At 63.3% G+C, this 17,967-nt stretch carries 16 protein-coding genes; 6 read left to right on the forward strand and 10 right to left on the reverse strand.

The annotated features are described in order from the left end of the window. Positions 1-2 precede the first annotated feature (2 nt). The 3 genes from FHR27_RS05090 to phhA all read right to left on the reverse strand — a co-directional run bounded on the left by FHR27_RS05090 (position 3) and on the right by phhA (position 2,759). The gene (locus FHR27_RS05090; RefSeq protein WP_042556117.1) at positions 3-1,292 is read right to left on the reverse strand and encodes an MFS transporter; all 1,290 of its coding nucleotides are present in this window, start codon (positions 1,290-1,292) and stop codon (positions 3-5) included. Between the two features lie 191 nt (positions 1,293-1,483). After that, complete coding sequence (locus FHR27_RS05095; protein WP_179537985.1) at positions 1,484-1,840, reverse strand: 4a-hydroxytetrahydrobiopterin dehydratase; 357 nt, start codon at positions 1,838-1,840, stop codon at positions 1,484-1,486. A 133-nt stretch (positions 1,841-1,973) separates the two neighbouring features. Further along, on the reverse strand, positions 1,974-2,759 hold the full coding sequence (gene phhA / locus FHR27_RS05100) for a phenylalanine 4-monooxygenase (protein WP_179537986.1): 786 nt from the start codon (positions 2,757-2,759) through the stop codon (positions 1,974-1,976). Positions 2,760-3,039: 280 nt separating this feature from the next. Here phhA and FHR27_RS05105 point away from each other — a divergent pair, with 280 nt between their 5' ends. Further along, the gene (locus FHR27_RS05105) at positions 3,040-4,593 is read left to right on the forward strand and encodes a sigma-54-dependent transcriptional regulator (protein ID WP_179537987.1); all 1,554 of its coding nucleotides are present in this window, start codon (positions 3,040-3,042) and stop codon (positions 4,591-4,593) included. A 40-nt stretch (positions 4,594-4,633) separates the two neighbouring features. Here the strand turns inward: FHR27_RS05105 and FHR27_RS05110 are convergent, their stop codons facing one another. From FHR27_RS05110 to FHR27_RS05140, 7 genes are all read right to left on the reverse strand, one after another. Next, entirely contained in the window at positions 4,634-5,296 is a 663-nt protein-coding gene (locus FHR27_RS05110; protein ID WP_042556113.1) for a DUF799 domain-containing protein, read from the reverse strand. A 5-nt stretch (positions 5,297-5,301) separates the two neighbouring features. After that, positions 5,302-5,658, reverse strand: coding sequence for a DUF4810 domain-containing protein (locus tag FHR27_RS05115; RefSeq protein WP_179537988.1), 357 nt, complete (start codon positions 5,656-5,658; stop codon positions 5,302-5,304). Positions 5,659-5,675: 17 nt separating this feature from the next. Further along, a complete protein-coding gene (locus FHR27_RS05120) occupies positions 5,676-6,344 on the reverse strand; it encodes a CsgG/HfaB family protein (RefSeq protein ID WP_179537989.1) in 669 nt (222 codons plus the stop codon). A 375-nt stretch (positions 6,345-6,719) separates the two neighbouring features. Then, positions 6,720-9,065 carry a TonB-dependent siderophore receptor gene (locus FHR27_RS05125; RefSeq protein WP_179537990.1) on the reverse strand — a complete coding sequence of 782 codons (2,346 nt, stop codon included), beginning with the start codon at positions 9,063-9,065 and terminating at the stop codon, positions 6,720-6,722. Positions 9,066-9,354: 289 nt separating this feature from the next. Beyond that, the gene (locus FHR27_RS05130; protein ID WP_179537991.1) at positions 9,355-10,326 is read right to left on the reverse strand and encodes a FecR domain-containing protein; all 972 of its coding nucleotides are present in this window, start codon (positions 10,324-10,326) and stop codon (positions 9,355-9,357) included. Beyond that, the gene (locus tag FHR27_RS05135; RefSeq protein ID WP_179537992.1) at positions 10,310-10,840 is read right to left on the reverse strand and encodes a sigma-70 family RNA polymerase sigma factor; all 531 of its coding nucleotides are present in this window, start codon (positions 10,838-10,840) and stop codon (positions 10,310-10,312) included. Before FHR27_RS05135 ends, FHR27_RS05130 begins: the two co-directional genes overlap by 17 nt. 71 nt (positions 10,841-10,911) lie before the next feature. Further along, positions 10,912-11,808 carry a LysR substrate-binding domain-containing protein gene (locus tag FHR27_RS05140; RefSeq protein WP_042556107.1) on the reverse strand — a complete coding sequence of 299 codons (897 nt, stop codon included), beginning with the start codon at positions 11,806-11,808 and terminating at the stop codon, positions 10,912-10,914. Between the two features lie 128 nt (positions 11,809-11,936). Between FHR27_RS05140 and FHR27_RS05145 the strand changes: the two genes are divergently transcribed. From FHR27_RS05145 to FHR27_RS05165, 5 genes are all read left to right on the forward strand, one after another. Beyond that, the gene (locus tag FHR27_RS05145; protein ID WP_179537993.1) at positions 11,937-12,764 is read left to right on the forward strand and encodes an FAS1-like dehydratase domain-containing protein; all 828 of its coding nucleotides are present in this window, start codon (positions 11,937-11,939) and stop codon (positions 12,762-12,764) included. 163 nt (positions 12,765-12,927) lie between these two features. Next, complete coding sequence (locus FHR27_RS05150) at positions 12,928-14,091, forward strand: acyl-CoA dehydrogenase family protein (RefSeq protein WP_179537994.1); 1,164 nt, start codon at positions 12,928-12,930, stop codon at positions 14,089-14,091. A 154-nt stretch (positions 14,092-14,245) separates the two neighbouring features. Beyond that, positions 14,246-15,598: an MmgE/PrpD family protein gene (locus tag FHR27_RS05155; RefSeq protein ID WP_179537995.1), complete on the forward strand. Its 1,353-nt coding sequence runs from the start codon at positions 14,246-14,248 to the stop codon at positions 15,596-15,598. Positions 15,599-15,675: 77 nt separating this feature from the next. Continuing rightward, positions 15,676-16,881 (forward strand): CaiB/BaiF CoA transferase family protein, encoded by a 1,206-nt coding sequence (locus FHR27_RS05160; protein ID WP_179537996.1) that lies wholly within the window; start codon positions 15,676-15,678, stop codon positions 16,879-16,881. Positions 16,882-17,021: 140 nt separating this feature from the next. Continuing rightward, positions 17,022-17,846, forward strand: coding sequence for an HpcH/HpaI aldolase/citrate lyase family protein (locus FHR27_RS05165; protein ID WP_179537997.1), 825 nt, complete (start codon positions 17,022-17,024; stop codon positions 17,844-17,846). Positions 17,847-17,967: the final 121 nt, after the last annotated feature.

The following is a 17,967-nucleotide window of genomic DNA, read 5'->3' on the forward strand; positions in this document are numbered from 1 at the left end:
GCCTACGATGAAGCGGTGACGGGCTCCCGCTCGTCACCCTGGTTATCGTTGTCCGTGTCGTTTTCATCGTCCGAGGGCGGCGCGTCGGGCATCAGCTCCAGCACGGTGTGACTGGTGCGTAGCATCGGCACGAAATGCGCCTGTTCACCCGAGACCAGATCGCTGACGTGACGCAGACGATAGAAGGTGTAGGCCGCCAGCAACCCCAGGGTGGCCGCGAAGTACAGCGGCAGGGCGGCGGCGCCGGTGTACTGCATCAGTAGCCCGGCGAGCAGCGGCCCGCAGACGGAGCCGATGCCATTGACCATCAGCAGGCTGCTGGAGCCGGCAAGGATCTCGTCGCTGTGCAACTGGTCGATGAGCTGCGCCACGGCGACGGGATAGATGGCGAACGACAGTCCGCCAAACAGGAACATCAGGGCCAGTAGCGGCCGGCCGGCCGGCAGCAGGCTCATCAACAGGGCGACGAGCACCGCAGCGCTGACCACCCAGAACAGCACCCAGCGTCGATCATGGGTGTCGGAAAAGCGCCCGATCGGCCACTGCAGCAGAGCGCCGCCGAGAATCGTCGCGCTCATCATCAGGCCGACTCCGGCGGCATCGAAGCCATTGAGGCTGGCATACACCGGCGCCATGCCCCAGAACGCACCGAGTGCCAGGCCAGACAGGCCCGCTGCAGCAATCGACAGTGGCGCGATGCCGGCGATGGCGCGCAGGTTGGTATGCAGTGTATCCGGCACGCTCGGCTGCGGCTGGCGGGTCAGGGTGATGGGCATCAGTGCCGCACTGATCAGCATCGCCGCCAGGGCGAAGAGCAGGAATTCGCCAGGATCTGCCAGGTTCAGCAATTGCTGCGCGGCAGCCAGAGCACCCAGATTCACCGCCATGTACACCGCGAACATCTGTCCGCGCTTGTCGTTGGGGACCTGAGCGTTGAGCCAGCTCTCGATGACCATATACAGGCTGACCAGCGCCAGGCCATAGAGCACCCGCAAGCCCAGCCAGACCCAGGGGTCGACGATCAGCACATGGAGCAGCGCGGTGATCGCGGCGAGGGCGGCGCAAAAGGAGAACGCACGAATATGCCCAACGCGACGAACCAGCGGAATAGCCAGCCAGGTGCCGAGAAGAAAACCGACGAAGTACCCGGACATGATCAGTCCGAGCATCCCGGTGGAGTAGCCTTCGGCGACGCCACGCAGGGTCAGTAGAGTGTTGAGCAGACCGTTGCCGAGGAGGAGTAACGCAACCCCACCCAGCAACGAGCTGATAGGGGCAATCAAGGACCACATGGCGAACAACCCTAGGGGACTATGCCGATGATGGCAAGCAGAAAGCGCGCCAGTGATCTTTGCGATGGTTGTCTAGGTTATTGATAATTAAGATTAATTTTTGCCGACGAACGGTCTTTGCGTTTTTTCGGGGAGTGAAAGGCACCAGCGCAGTGCGTGAAGGAGCGACTTTTTCCCGTTTACGGGGCAGATCATTTGCGCCCATCGGCACCCTTGGCCAACTCGTCGGTGCGTGCCGCCATGATGAAATCGTTGCGATGCAGGCCCTTGATCGAGTGGCTCCACCAGGTCACCGTGACCTTGCCCCATTCGGTGAGCAGAGCGGGGTGATGGTTCTCCGTTTCGGCGATCTCGCCCACCGCGTTGGTGAAGGCCAGCGCATGTTTGAAGGTGCGAAAAGCGTAGGTCCTTTCGAGCTGCATCACGCCGTCGCGAACCTCGATGTTCCAGTCGGGAATCTGCCGCAGCAGCTCCGCCAGCTCGGTTTCGCTGACTTTGGGGGCGTCGGCGTTGCAGGCCTCGCAAGTGGCTTTGGTGAGATCAGTCATAGATGGCTCCGCTGGTAAGTGGTCAGGACTATGCGAATTGAACATCGTGTAGGAGCCCGCTTGTGGAAGATCGCTCTACCGCCAATCATCGCCCGCAAGCGGGCTCCTACGATCCAGATTGTTATCTGTTCCATCAAGCCGCCCTGGGCGGAAACTTCGGCTCGTGCAGGCCCAGGCGCATCGCCTCCTGAACGTGGCCCATGATGTCTTCCTGGGCCAGGGCGTACAGCCGTTGCAGATCCGGCAGCACGAAATACAGCGGCTGCAGGATGTCGATGCGGTAGGGCGTACGCATGGTTTCGACAGGATCGAACGGCAGGTGTTCGGGCTCTGCGGACAGGCAGTACAGCGCCTCCTTGGGTGAGGAGAGAATTCCGCCGCCGTAGATGCGCTTGCCCGCCGGGGTATCTACCAGCCCGAACTCGATGGTCATCCAGTACAGGCGAGCGAGAAACACCCGCTCCTGAGGCGTGGCGGCCAGACCCAGGCGGCCGTAGGTGTGGGTGAACCCGGCGAACCAGGGGTTGGTAAGCAACGGGCAGTGACCGAATATCTCGTGGAAGATGTCCGGCTCCTGCAGGTAATCCAGCTCCGCTTCGCTGCGGATGAAGGTGGCCACCGGAAACTGCCGATTGGCGAGCAGTTCGAAGAAGCGTTGAAAGGGAATCAGCGCCGGTACCTGCGCGACTTGCCAGCCGGTGGCGGCGCGCAGCACGCGGTTGATGTCCGGCAACTGGGGAATCCGGTCATGGGGCAGGGCGAGCTCGTCCAGGCCATCGAGATAGGGTTGGCAGGCCCGTGACTCGATCACCGCGAGCTGGCGCTCGATCAGCGTCTGCCAGGTGCGATGCTCGACCTCGTCATAGTGGATAAAGCCGCTCGCCTCAGGCTGCCTGGCGACGTACTGGCTGGCTTTCATCGGGCGATCTCCCTGGTCTGTCACGGCTCGGTTTACGGGCTATCGAGGGGCGGGTGCGCGACGCATCAAGGCCGCTGCAGCTGGCGTCGACAACCCTTTCCATGGCCTGCAGCATGGCCCAGGCTGGAGATCTCGGGGAGCGCCTGCGCGATCCGTTCCAGCGCCTTGGACGGGATTTTCGTAAAGAAAGGATTACGTCTTGTGCGAAACCTTGTCCTGAGCCAGGTCGCATCCACTAGACTGGCAAGAAACCTTGACGAAAATAACAAGAGCGGCCGTCATGCGTATCAAGATCCACTGCCAGAACCGTGTTGGCATCCTGCGCGATATCCTCGAACTGCTGGTCGACTATGGCATCAACGTCGCACGCGGCGAGGTCGGCGGCGAGCAGGGCAACGCCATTTACCTGCATTGCCCCAACCTGATCAATCTGCAGTTCCAGGCGCTGCGCGCCAAGTTCGAAGCCATCACCGGCGTGTTCGGCGTCAAGCGCGTGGGCCTGATGCCCAGTGAGCGTCGCCATCTGGAGCTCAACGCCTTGCTCGGTGCGCTGGAATTCCCGGTGCTGTCCATCGACATGGGTGGCAGTATCGTCGCCGCCAACCGGGCCGCTGCCGGTCTGCTTGGGGTACGGGTGGACGAAGTACCGGGCATCGCGCTGTCGCGCTACGTCGAGGATTTCGATCTGCCGGAGCTGGTCCGCGCCAATCGCTCGCGCATCAATGGCCTGCGGGTGAAGGTCTGTGGCGACGTGTTTCTCGCCGATATCGCACCGCTGCAAAGCGAGCACGACGACAGCGAGGCCATGGCCGGTGCGGTGCTGACCCTGCACCGTGCCGACCGTGTCGGCGAGCGCATTTACCAGGTGCGCAAGCAGGAACTGCGTGGTTTCGACAGCATCTTCCAGAGTTCCCGAGTGATGGCGGCCGTGGTGCGTGAGGCGCGGCGCATGGCGCCGCTGGATGCACCGCTGTTGATCGAGGGCGAAACCGGCACCGGCAAGGAACTGCTGGCCCGCGCCTGCCACCTGGCCAGTCCGCGGGGCCAGTCGCCGTTCATGGCACTCAACTGTGCCGGCCTGCCGGAGTCGATGGCCGAGACCGAACTGTTCGGTTACGGCCCCGGTGCCTTCGAGGGGGCCCGTGCCGAGGGCAAGCTGGGCCTGCTGGAGCTGACCGCAGGCGGCACTCTGTTTCTCGATGGTGTCGGTGAAATGAGCCCGCGCCTGCAGGCCAAGCTGTTGCGCTTTCTGCAGGACGGTTGCTTCCGTCGGGTCGGCAGTGACGAGGAGGTGTACCTGGATGTGCGGGTGACCTGCGCCACCCAGCTCGACCTCTCCGAGCTGTGCGCCCGTGGCGAGTTTCGCGAAGACCTGTACCACCGGCTCAACGTGCTGAGCCTGCACATCCCGCCGCTGCGTGAATGCCTGGATGGCCTGCAGCCGCTGGCCGAGCATTTTCTCGACCGCGCCAGCCGACAGATCGGCTGCCCGCTACCGGGTCTGGCGCCCGCCGCGCTGGACAAGCTGGGCCGTTACCATTGGCCGGGCAACGTGCGGCAGCTGGAGAACGTGCTGTTCCAGGCGGTGTCGCTGTGCGACGGCGCAGTGGTGAAGCCCGAGCACATTCGCCTGCCGGGCTACGGTGCGGCGCAGCCGCTGGGCGACTTCTCGCTGGAAGGCGGGCTGGACGCCATCGTCGGGCGTTTCGAGAAGGCCGTATTGGAGCGCCTGCACGGGGAATTTCCCAGTAGCCGCTTGCTCGGCAAGCGGCTGGGCGTGTCCCACACCACCATCGCCAACAAGTTGCGCGAGCATGGGGTTGGCAAGGAGTAGAAGGAAACGAGCCCGGTGATCCGGGCTCGTCTGGCGGGTGTCAGCGAGCGCTGACGGGCCGCGCGCGCGGGCCGGGCAGAATGCCGTTGACCGGGTTGCTGCTCAGCAGGCGGGCACTGGTGATGCCGGCGATCTCGTGGCCGCGATCGTTCAGCGTGTTCATCACCTGATTGACCAGCGCGGTGATCAGGATGCCGGCCAGGCCGCCGCCGCTGTTCTGCTGCTGTTCGGCGCTGCTGGCCCGGGCGATGCCTTTCCACAGTTCCTTGCCGGTGCGCAGGTCGACCAGCGTGGCACTGGCGGCCACCGCTACCTCGCTGCTGATCACCTTGTAGCTGCTGCCGTACTCGGTCACGTCGATGTACAGCACGGTGTCGGCACCGAAGATCTCGTAGAGCTTCTGCGGCGGGACTTCGCGGATTTCCTCGGCGTTGAGCATGCCGTTCTGCTTGAAGGTCTCGTTGACCACCGCCACCGGGAGCACGTAGTAGCCGGCCTCGCTCAGGGGCGCGGTGATCAGCGAATACATGCTGAAGGTGGCCTTGATGTCCGGGGATTTGTTGATCGGTGGCAGCACCAGAATGGAGGCCGGGCTGCTTTCCTTGAAGGCGCTGTAGTCGTAGGGCTGCTGGGTGGCGCAACCGGCGAGCAGGGCGATGGCGGCCAGGGCCGCGAGTGTTTTGAGAGAGGTCAGTAGAGGCATGTCGGTCACTTGGCCATATTGCGCATCAGGAAGTCCATGTACTGAGCGGACTCGGGGAACAGGGCCTTCTCGGTTTCGAATTGCTGGCGCACCTGATCGGGTTTGCCGATCTCCGCGTACAGCATGCCGAGGTGGGCATGGAAACCTGGCGGCAGGGTACGGTCCGCGGCGCGGGCTTTCTGTGCACTGGCTTCAAGGGCGGCAATCTGCTCTTCGGTGCCGGTGGTGTTCTCGAAGCGTTGGTAGACCTGCTGCTGATAACCATCCCAGTAGTACAGCGATTTGGGCTGCTGGGCGCAGCCGCCGAGCGTTGCGGCAGCGAGCAGGGCTGCCAGCAGAAGGGGAGTACGGGCGAATGTCATGGTCGAGTTCTCCGCGCTCACTTGGCCGGGCGCCAGGCGCCGCTGTCGACACCGCTGACCAGGTTGTTCACGGCTTCGCGAATCGCCAGGTCGAGCACCTTGCCATTGAGCGTCGAGTCGTAACTGGCGGTGCCGCCGAAGCCGATCACTTCGCGGTTCGACAGGCTGTACTCGCCGGCGCCCTGGGTGGAATAGACCACTTCGGACGTGCTGACGTCGACGATATTGAGATTCACCTTGGCGTAGGCGATCTGCTGTTTGCCGCGGCCGAGAATGCCGAACAGCTGGTGATCGCCAACTTCCTTGCGGCCGAACTCGGTGACGTCACCGGTGACTACGAAGTTGGCGCCTTTCACCTGCTGGGCCTGTTTGGAGAAGCCCGACTCCTGCTGCAGCTCTGCCAGGTTGTCGCGGTCGAGCACATTGAAGCGGTTCGACTGCTGCAGGTGGGTGATCAGGATGGTTTTGGCCTGCCCGCCAAGGCGGTCGACGCTGTCGCTGAAAATGCCGCGCAGATAGCTGGAACGGTTATCGAACTTGCCGACGGCGATCGGGCTGCGCGGACCGTTGTAATGGCTCGCTGCGGTAGTGACCTTGGCGACTTCCAGGGTGCGCGAGCTTTCGGTGGCGCAACCGGCCAGCAGCACGAGCATGCCTGCAAGGATGGCGGTGATGATCTTGTTCATACGAGTCTCGTGAAAAAGTGGGCAGGGCAAAGCCTGTAACGGACAGGAAGCTGCCGAACACGTTCACAAGGCGCTAATGCATGGGGGTAACTGTCGCGCTGGGTGCTGCGCGAGGGAGACTGCCGAAGTCTGTCCATGACGTTAAATCCGAGGTACGGGTGTACGTGCTTCCTGCGCAGGCGATTTTAATGATCATCGCCACGCATTGCCAGCGTTGCCGGTCATCGATGTGATGGGGTTGGTAAAGCGTTGCCTGAGAAGCCCGCAGGGCGGTGGCAGTCTTCCGAGGCAAGGTGCTGCCGAGCGCAGAGCCGCTCGGCAGGCATCTCGCAGCACCTTGGCAACGGTGCTGCGAGCATTGCCCCGACACTCCGGTCAGTAGGTGTACTTCAGGGCGGTCATGAAATTGCGCGGCGGGCCGTAGATGCCATTACCCGCCGACCCCATGAAGTACTCCTTGTCGAACAGGTTGTTGACGTTGAGCGAGGCGGTCAGGTTTTCGCTGATGTCATAGCGAGCCATCAGGTTGGCGAGGGCATAGCTGCTTTGCGTGTAGAGATGCAGGTTGTCGCCGGTCTTGCTTTCCCAGTTGATCCCGCCACCAATCGTCAATTTATTCAGGGCACCTGGGAGACGATAGGTGGTGAAGGTCTTGACGCTGTGTCGAGGCGCCCGGGTCAGGATGCGCTCGTCGTCCTTGTTGCGGGTAACGCTGTAAACGTAGCCGCTAGTGAAGTTCCAGCCCTCTGCGAGTTCGCCATTGAGCTCGAGCTCCACGCCCTCAGTGGTCGTATCGTTGTAGAGGTCGTAAGTGCGCTCGGCGCTGCTCCAGACGGCCAGGTTGTCCTGCTCGGTCCTGAACACGGAAAAGTTGGAGTTGAGGTGACCATCATTGAAGCTGCCCTTGATGCCGGCTTCATAACTGGTGCCTTCTTCCGGCGCTGGCGACTCGACGTAGTCCTGGACGAAGGAGTCTTGCGGCTGGAATATCTGCGTGTAACTGGCGTACACCGACCACGTGTCATTCAGCGTGTGAACGAGGCCCGCGTAGGGCACGAATATCCCGCTTTCACGGCTGTTTTCTTTGCTCTTGAGGCCAGTTGTGTAAGACGTGGAGTCCTTGTTCTGCTTCCAGTCGGTTACCCGGCCACCCAGTAGCAGACTTGTATCCTCAGACAGGTGCAGGCGGGTGCTGAGGTACACACCATACTGATACTCGTGAGAAGTCGATTTCCCGCTGCGGTTGAAGTCAGGCCTTGGTGTCGCATCGACCCAATCTGATGCATCCGCAACGGTGAGGGCGGATCGCAGCGCATAGCCAGGACTGCTCGACTGCAGTTGCGACAGCGTGACGCCCCCGATCAATTCATGCTCCTGCCCGAACAGCGAGAAGGGGCCTGTCACATAGGCGTCCAGGCTGTCCTGACCGACATCGCTTGCCCAATGAACCGGGCGCACGATGCCACCTGTTCCGGTTGCCTGGTCGATATTGCCTGTCAGGTTTCCAGTGATGGTGTCGTAGCTGTACTCGGTGTGGGTGAGCTCTGCCTTGGCATTCCAGCCTGACTCGAAGCTGTGCTCGATCGATGTAAAGACGCTGCTCAGTTCGTGGTCGTAGTACTGCCACTTGGGCGTGTCGTTATCTTCTGCATCGAATCGGATGCGCTGCCCGTTGCTGTAGAACAGCAGGCTGGGCCTCACCGGGGAGTCGGTGTCCCGGGTGATATGGCTGAAGCCGAGCGTGAGCAGGGTGCTGTCATTCAGGTCCACTTCGGTAATGCCATAGAGCGTGAAGTAGTCCTGCTGGTAATTGTCTGTCCAGGCTCCCTGCTGCTTGTAATCGACCACTGCCCGAGCACGGATATTACCGTTCTCCGTCAGGGGGCCTGAGACGTCCACTCCTGTTCCATATCGTTGCCAGTTGCCTGCTTCGGCATTCAGGATGACTTGCGGCTCGTAGGTTGGGCGTTTGCGGATCATGTTGATCGTTGCGGATGGTGTTCCCAGCCCGCTCATCATGCCGGTAGCGCCACGCACGATCTCGATGCGGTCGAAGATTGCCGTGCTTTGCAGGTAGTTGCTCAGTGATGACGAGGTCGGCACGCCATCGATCTGGAAGCTTTTGATGGAAGAGCCGCGCGCCCAGATTTGCGGGGCGTCAGCTCCCATGCCCAGCGGTTTGACGGTAACTCCGGGGGTGGCCTCCAGCACGTCACTCAAGTTGGTCAGGCGTTGGTCATCCATGCGTTGTCGGGTTATCACCGCAATCGACTGTGGTGTTTCCTTGGGCGACAAATTGAGGCGCGTGGAACTGCTCGTCGACCAAGTCGTGTAAGAGCCGGTGCCTTCGGTGGTCGAGCCAGGCGCCTTGCCGGAAATGCTCAGGGCCGAAAGCTCCATGCCACCGCTGATTGGTAGCGGCTGTAGCTCATAACGATTCTCGCCGGTTTTCACCGCTTCCAGGCCGCTGCCCTCAAGCAGGATCGCCAGCGCCTGTTCGATGCTGTAGCTGCCGTCCAGAGCGCGACTGTGCTGGCCGCTGGTCAGGCTGGCATCGCCGGCCAGGAAAATGCCGGCTTGAGCGGCGAGGCGGTTGAGTTGCGTGGCCAGCGGGCCGGATTCGAGTTGGTAGTGTTCGGCGGCGCTGGCCAGTGGTGCGAACAGGGCCAGGGCGATGGCCAGGCTCAGGGGGCGTAGAGAAACCGAGGGGCGAGGGGACATGGGTGTTCCTTGGCTGATGGTATGGCAGTGTCATCAGCTAATTCGGATGAGACGGGAAAACCGGAACGCGGAAATGAAAATAATTTTCAAATGGATTTCTTGTTTTCTTTGAAAAGCGCTGTGGTGGCGATAGTGGTCATTCATTACGGAGACACCAATTGGTGGGCTAAAGCCCACCCTACAGCTGGATGTGCGCAGCCCTGTAGGTTGGATGGCAAGACGGTATCTGCCGAGGAGCTGGGCTTCAGCCCACCAGATCGAATGTCCGCCACAGCGTTTGATCGAGCGGCTACCGCCTGGCTTCGAGGCTGATCCACCACGGCAGTGGCCGTTCGATGCGGATCGGCAGCACGCTTTGCAGCATGCTCAGGCTCTGTTGCAGATCGTTCAGCGGGAAGGTACCCATCACCCGCAGATCGGCGATTTCCGGTGCGACACCGATATGGCCATGGTGATGGCGGGCCAGCTCGGTGATCACGTCGCCCAGCGGTCGTTCATCGGCCTGCAGAATCCCTCGCGACCAGCTCTGCCGTCCGTTACTGGCCGCTTCCTCCGTGTTCAGCTGCGCGGCATCGAAACGGCGCTGGCGGCCAGCGGGTACCACCGTGGCTACCTCGCTCTGATCGCCCAAGCGAATGGCAACCTGGCCCTCGAACACGTCGAGTCTCGTCTGGTCTGCCTGCTGACCAATACTGAAGCGGGTACCCAGCGGCTGCAGGCTGCCTTGAGCGGTTTCGACGAGAAAAGGTCGACTATCCCTGGCGGTCTCGATCAGCACTTCGCCCTGAATCAGGCGCAACACGCGTCGTTGCGCCGTGTAGGCAATGTTCAGCGCGCTGCTGCTGTTCAGCCAGAGGCGTGTACCGTCTTCCAGGCTAAGCGAGCGGATTTCACCGACGGCGGTGCGCTGGTCAGCACGCCAGGCCAACAGACTCTGCTGCGCCGGCGCCCAACCGAGACGCGCGAGCAGGGCGCCGCTGCCAAACATGGCCAGGCCCAGCAGCACCTTGCGCCTGGAGTGTTTGAGTTGTCTGGCAGCGCTCAGGGTGTGCTGGGCGGTATCGCGGTCATCCTGCAAAGGCGAGAAGCGCGTGCCGATACGCTCTACGTACTGCCAGGCGCGGCGATGACTGTCGTGCTGGGCGTACCAGCTCTGCCACTCGGCGCGCAGCACTGCATCGGCGTCGCCCTGCAGTTGCGCGTACCAGTACGCAGCCTGTTTGAGCACGGTGTGATCCGGGGCCTCAGACGAGCGCTTCATCCAGCTCCATCTCCAGCAGCAGGCACTGGTACATGGCCTGGGCCAAGTACTTGGTCACGGTGCGTTCGGATACGCCCAACTGCGCGGCGATTTGGCGGTAGGTAAGGCCTTGCAACTGAGCCAGCAGAAAGGCCTCGGCGACCCGCTCCGGCAGGCGGGCAAGCATGCTGTGAACCTGCTGCAGTGCTTCGAGCACCATGGCTCGATGTTCTTCTGAGGGCGCGCAGACCTCGGGACGGCTTGCCAGCACATCGAGCCAGGCCTGCTCGACCTCGCGACGGCGCCAGAAGTCGACGCACACATGCCGCGACATGGCGTGCAGGTAGGCGCGGGCGTGGCTGTCGCTGTCGAACTGGCGAGGTTTGCTGAGCAGGCGCAGAAACACGTCGTGAGCCAGGTCCGCCGCATCGCTGACGTTGCCCAGGCGCCTGCTCAGCCAGGCGTGAATCCAGCCGTGGTGGGCGCTGTAGTAGCCCTCCACCTGGCGTGCGTAGGAGTCGTCCAGGGTAGACATCGAAATCAATCACATATGCGAAGTGTTCGCATCTTATTGAAGTGCGATGGTGCCGGCAATCCCGCCTTGGCCTACGGCGTGGAGGATTCCGGCAGCAACGTGGCGATCAACGCCCGCACGCTGCCCGGCAGGGCTTCGAGGTCGCGTACCAGCATGCTGCGTTCGCGTACGGCCCAGGCCTCGTTCAACTCGATGGTGTGCAGCTTCATGGTACGGCGGTGTCGGCTGGCGGCGGACTCGGGGATGATGCCGATGCCGACGTTGGCTTCGACCATGCGGCAGATAGCTTCGAAGCTGGACATCTGGATGCGCAGCGACAGCGTGCCGCCGAGGGTTTCCACGTGTTCACGCAAGAAGGTCAGCAGCGTGCTGCCGTCGTGCAGGCCGATATGCTGGTACTGCAGGGTGTCGCGCAGGCTGACCTGATCACGGCCCGCCAGGGGGTGGTTGTCCGGCACTACCAGCACCAGGCGGTCGGTGCTGAAATGCAGCACTTGCAGGCCAGCGGCCTCCACCGGCCCGGCGATGATGCCCAGGTCGGCACCGCCGTCGAGCACGCCGCGGACGATATCGCGGCTCAGGCGCTCCTGCAGATCCACCGTCACGCCGGGGCGCTCGGCGAGGAAGCCGGCCAGTACTTCGGGCAGGAACTCGGTCACTGCCGTGGTGTTGGCGAAAATGCGGATATGCCCGGCCGAATCGCTGCCGTATTCGGTGAACTCGCTTTTCAGGTAATCGACCTGGCGCATGATCAACCGCGCATGCTGCAGCAGTCGCTGACCGGAGGGTGTCAGCTCCACGCCACGGCTGTCGCGGTACAGCAGGCGGGTGTCGAGCTGGCCTTCCAGCGCCTTGATGCGCGCGCTGGCTGCGGCGGGCGACAGCGACGCACGGCGTGCGCCCTGAGTCAGGCTTGGCGATTCGGCGATATGGATGAAAAGGCGCAAATCCGGCAGATCGAAGTGCATGGCAGTCCTGTTCAGGCAGCGGTAGCGGTGTTCAGCATAACCGAACGCCGGTTTATGCAAATGCAAATTCACAGAACGATAAGCGGATTGCATGCTGGCGGCACATAACAAGACAGCTGGAACCCACCATGAGCGACTCTGCTTTTTCCGCCTGGATCGGCCGCACCGAAGAATCCCACGATCAACTGAGCCGCAACCTGGTCAAGCGCATCGCCGCGACCCTGGGCGAAGACACGCCCGCTCATGGCGAGGCGCTGCCGCCACTCTGGCACTGGGCATTCTTTCAGGACCCCATTGCCGAAAGCGGCCTGGGGGGCGACGGTCATCCGGCACGCGGTGGCTTCCTGCCCCCGGCCGACAACCGCAACCGCATGTGGGCCGGCGGTCGCGTCGAGTTCATCGCCGCGCTGCGGGTCGGCGGGGAAGCCACCCGCGTATCGACCATCAAGCACATCGAAGAGAAACATGGCCGCACGGGCGCGCTGCTGTTCGTCACCGTGCAGCATGACTACTTGCAGGATGGCGAGCTGGCGATCCGCGAGGAGCAGGACATCGTCTACCGCGAGCCCAGCCCGCCCAAGAGCGGTGCCGGCGAGGCGCTGCCGAGCGGTGACTGGCGCGAGGGCGTGGTACCCAGCCCGACACTGCTGTTCCGCTACAGCGCGGTGACCTTCAACGGCCATCGCATTCATTACGACTGGCCCTATGTCACCGACACCGAAGGCTATGCCGGGCTGGTGGTGCACGGCCCGCTGATCGCCACCCTGAACCTGCGCGCGTTCTGCCGCGCCAACCCGCAGGCCCGTTTGCGTCGTTTCGCCTATCGCGGCCTGCGCCCGCTGGTTGCGCCGGAGCCCTTCGAAGTGGCCGGGCGCATCAGTGCGCCGGGCAAGGCGCAGCTGTGGGCCGGTAATGAAGCCGGCATGGCCCAGCAGGCCGACGTGGAATTCGACTGACGGATGCCGGGTAGGGCGGACGGCGCTTCACCTGCGTGGCGCGATCCGTCCACCGTTCTGCAATCGCAATGGTGGACAAAAAGAGCGTTGTCCACCCTACGCAGCTTGCGATCGTTGAGAGGCTCTTAGGCTGAAACACAACAAGAAGAATCGAGGAATCGAGATGACCCCGGAACAGAACGAAGAACTGAATTTCATCCGTGAAGGCGTACGCGGCCTGTGTGCCGAATTTCCTGCCGAATACTGGCGCAAGATCGATGAAGAGAAGGGCTTCCCGGAGGCCTTCGTGGCGGCCATGACCGAAGCCGGCTGGCTGTCGGCGATGATCCCGGAACAATACGGCGGCTCCGGCCTGGGCCTGGCCGAAGCCTCGGTGATCCTCGAGGAGGTGAACCGCTGCGGCGGCAACTCCGGCACCATCCACGGGCAGATGTACAACATGTTCACCCTGCTGCGTAACGGCAGCGACGAACAGAAAAGCTATTACCTGCCGAAGCTGGCCAGCGGCGAGCTGCGCCTGCAGTCCATGGGCGTGACCGAGCCCACCACGGGCACCGACACCACCAAGATCAAGACCACCGCCGTGCGCCAGGGCGACAAGTACGTGATCAACGGCCAGAAGGTGTGGATCTCGCGCATCCAGCATTCCGACCTGATGATTCTGCTGGCGCGCACCACGCCGCTCGCCGAGGTGCAGAAGAAATCCGAAGGCATGTCGATCTTCCTGGTCGACCTGCGTGAGGCCATCGGCAACGGCCTGACCGTGCAGCCGATCGCCAACATGGTCAACCACGAGACCAACGAGCTGTTCTTCGACAACCTGGAAATCCCTGCCAGCAGTTTGATCGGCGAGGAGGGCAAGGGCTTCCGCTACATCCTCGACGGCCTGAATGCCGAGCGCACGCTGATCGCTGCCGAGTGCATCGGCGATGGTCGCTGGTTCATCGAGAAGGCCAGTGCCTACGCCCGTGATCGCGTGGTGTTCGGCCGCCCGATTGGTCAGAACCAGGGCGTGCAGTTCCCTATCGCCAAGGCTCATATCGAGGTCGAAGCCGCCGACCTGATGCGCTGGCGCGCCTGCGAACAGTACGACCGTGGCGAGAACGCCGGGGCCAGCGCCAACATGGCCAAGTACCTGGCGGCGGAGGCCTCCTGGGCGGCGGCCAACGCCTGCCTGCAGACCCATGGCGGCTTCGGCTTCGCCAATGAATACGACGTCGAGCGCAAGTTCCGCGAGACCCGCCTGTACCAGGTGGCGCCGATCTCCACCAACCTGATCATGTCCTACGTGGCCGAGCATCTGCTCGAGCTGCCGCGTAGTTTCTGAGGAGCCTACTTATGAACTGCTGCGCGTCGGCCATGCTGCGTTGTAATCGGGCTCGGAATGCTCATTTACAACTCGTAAACTCCGCTTCCTCGCCCGCTTACGCCTTGCCTGGCTCTAGCTCGCGAGTTCATAAGCAGACTCCTGGGAGCGGCTTATGAGTACAAATACTCAACAGCTCGCCGTGTTCCTCGCCGAGTTGCGTTACGACGATCTGCCTGACTACGTGCTCGATCGCACCGAAGACCTGTTCCTCGACTGGCTCGGTTCGGCCCTGGCCAGTGAAGGCGCGCGGCCGATTCCGCTGTTCGAAGCCTATGCGCAGAAGATGGGCCCGACCGATGGCCCGGCGCGCATTCTGGTCAACGGTCGCGGCACCTCGGCGTACTTCGCGGCCCTGGTCAACGGCGCTTCGTCCCATCTGGTCGAGCAGGATGACCTGCACAACAGCTCGGTGCTGCACCCGGCCACCGTGGTATTCCCGGCGGCTCTGGCAGCCGCGCAGGACCTGGGCAAGACAGGCCGCGAGCTGTTGCTGGCCTCGGTGGCCGGCTACGAGGCGGGCATTCGTATCGGTGAATTCCTCGGTCGCTCCCATTACCGCATCTTCCACACCACGGCCACGGTCGGCACCCTGGCCGCTGCCGTGGCGGTGGGCAAGCTGCTGAACTTCGACAAACAGCAGTTCATTCACCTGCTCGGCAATGCTGGCACCCAGGCAGCCGGGCTCTGGGAGTTCCTGCGCGACGCCGCCGACTCCAAGCAACTGCACACCGCCAAGGCCGCCGCCGATGGGCTGCTGGCCGCGTACTTCACCGAGCAGGGCCTGACCGGTGCACAGAACATTCTCGAGGGCGAGCAGGGGATGGCCGCCGGGATGTCCAGCGATGCCAACCCGAGCAAGCTGTCGGATCGCCTCGGCAGCCGCTGGGCGCTGGCGGAGACCTCGTTCAAGTTCCATGCTTCCTGCCGGCATACCCACCCGGCCGCCGATGCCCTGCTGGGCCTGATGCAGCGCGAGGGCCTGCGGCATGGCGACATCGCCCAGGTGGTCACCCACGTGCATCAGGGCGCTATCGATGTGCTGGGGCGTGTGGTGGTGCCGCAGACCGTGCATCAGGCCAAGTTTTCCATGGGCACCGTGCTGGGCCTGATCGCCGTGCATGGCAAGGCGCAGCTCACCGAGTTCGAGAACCTGTCGCTCATTGACGCTGACGTCAGCGAATTCAGGGACAAGGTCAGCATGCGCCTCGACCCCGAGGTGGATGGCGCCTATCCGGCGCGCTGGCTGGGTCGGGTCGAAGTGCTCACCACCGACGGCCGCACCTTGCGCGGCGCCATCGACGAGCCCAAGGGCGACCCGGGCAATACCCTCAGCCGCGCCGAGCTGGAAGACAAGTTCCGCCGCCTGCTGGCGTTCGCCGGCAAGCGCAGCAGTGACCAGGCCGGCGAGCTGATCGCCAGGGTCTGGCGCCTGCGGCGAACCGCCGACCTGAGCGACCTGGCCTGACTGCGCCGAAGAATGCGCTGGATCGCTGACGCGCGATCCAGCCGACGGATCTGGACGATTGAAACGGGAAAACCGCCATGAATAACAACAATACGCAGCCCCGGCCATTGGACGGCATCACCGTGGTCAGCCTGGAGCACGCCATCGCGGCGCCGTTCTGCACCCGTCAGCTCGCCGACATGGGCGCCCGGGTGATCAAGGTCGAGCGCCCCGGCAGTGGTGATTTCGCCCGCGGTTACGACGAGCGGGTCAATGGCCTGGCGTCGCACTTCGTGTGGACCAACCGTTCCAAGGAGAGCCTGACCCTCGACCTCAAGCAGGACGATGCCGGTGAGGTGCTCGACAGCCTGCTGGCAAAGGCCGACGTACTGGTGCAGAACCTCGCACCCGGCGCGGCGGCGCGCATGGGCCTGTCGTTCGAGGCGCTGCATGAGCGCTTCCCGAGGCTGATCGTCTGCGACATTTCCGGCTACGGCGAAGGCGGCAGCTACGAGAAGAAGAAGGCCTACGACCTGCTGATCCAGAGCGAGGGGGGCTTCCTGTCGGTCACTGGCGGGGCAGGCGACGACCAACTGGCCAAGGCCGGGTGCTCCATCGCCGATATCGCCGCTGGCATGTATGCCTACAGCAACATTCTTTCGGCCCTGCTGCTGCGCGGCAGGACCGGTCTGGGCAGCCGCATCGATGTGAGCATGCTCGAGAGCCTGGTCGAGTGGATGGGGTATCCCCTGTATTACGCGTACGACGGCGCCACGCCGCCGCCGCGTGCCGGGGCCGCCCACTCGACCATCTATCCCTACGGCCCGTTTCCCGCTGGCGACGGCGGCACGGTGATGCTCGGCCTGCAGAACGAGCGCGAATGGCAGGCTTTCTGCGAGCGAGTGCTGTTGCAGCCGGAGCTGGCCGCAGACGAGCGCTTTTCGGCCAACTTCAAACGTTCGGCCAATCGGGAAGCGCTGCGCTCGATCATCGTCGAGACCTTCGCCGCGCTGAGTGCCGAACAGGTGATCGAACGGCTGGAACAGGCACAGATCGCCAACGCCCATGTCAATGACATGGCTGGCGTCTGGGCGCATCCGCAGCTCAAGGCCCGTGACCGCTGGCGCCAGGTGAACAGCCCGGCAGGCAGCCTGCCCGCGCTGCTGCCGCCTGGCAGCAACAGCGCCTTCACGCCGCGGATGGATGCGGTGCCCGCGCTGGGCGAGCACACCGAAGCCTTGTTGGCCGAGCTGGGATATAGCGATTCCGCGATAGCGGGCCTGAAGGTCAGCGGCGCGATTTGAAGCCTAGTTCGAGGCGGCCGTGGACGCTCGGTTTTGTGGGCTGAAGCCCGCCCTACGAAAGGCATACGGGTAGGGTGGGCTTCAGCCCACCAATTGGCCGTATCACCAAACAATAAGTCTTACGCCAGGAAGCAGATTCCATGACCAGACAAACCATCCGTAGCGCCTTGTTCGTACCGGGTAGCCGGCCTGATCGCTTCGCCAAGGCACTGGCCAGCGGTGCCGACACGGTCATCGTCGATTTCGAAGATGCTGTCGAAGAACCGCTCAAACGCCAGGCCCGTGAAAACCTCGGGGTGTTCCTGGCAGCCAACCCAGAAGCGCGCCTGAGAGTGCGGGTCAACTCGCCCGAGCATGCCGAGCATGAGGCCGATCTTGACTTCTGCGCCGCCCATGCGGGCGTCATCGGCGTGCTGCTGCCCAAGGTGGAAAGCGCGGCGCAGAGCGAGCGCGCTGCCGCAACTGGCAAGCCGGTCTGGCCGATCATCGAAAGCGCCCGTGGTCTGCATGACCTGCCAGCCATCGCCAGTGCGGCAGGTGTGGAGCGATTGTCGTTCGGCGGTCTGGATCTGGGCCTCGACCTCGGCCTGAACAGCGGTACGCCAGCGGCCGAGCGCATGCTCGATCAGGCGCGCTACGCGATCCTGCTGCACAGCCGTCTGGCCAATCTGGCCGCTCCGCTGGATAGCGTGTTCCCGGCGATCCAGGATCAGGCCGGCCTCGACCGCGCCAGCCGCGATGCTCGCGACATGGGGTTCGGTGGGCTGCTGTGCATCCACCCTAGCCAGGTCGCCGTGGTACACCGGGCGTTGGCGCCTTCGGCCGAGGAACTGGCCTGGGCGCGCCGGGTGCTGCAGGCCGGCGAGGGGGGCGACGGTGTTTTCGTGGTCGACGGACAGATGGTCGATGCACCGGTGGTCGGCCGCGCCAGACGCATCGCCGAGCGTGCCGGGGCAGCGGACTAGGCGGCGTTCGGAGATGCTGAACGCGCCTTTGCACAATGGTGAATTCCGTGCAGGGATCGCAACGTTGTAAACAGTAATCAGTGGCTCGAACGACTGCCCAACTACAAAAACAAGATGAGGT

The sequence above is a fragment of the Pseudomonas flavescens genome (assembly GCF_013408425.1).
In the GTDB taxonomy this organism is placed as follows: domain Bacteria; phylum Pseudomonadota; class Gammaproteobacteria; order Pseudomonadales; family Pseudomonadaceae; genus Aquipseudomonas; species Aquipseudomonas fulva_A.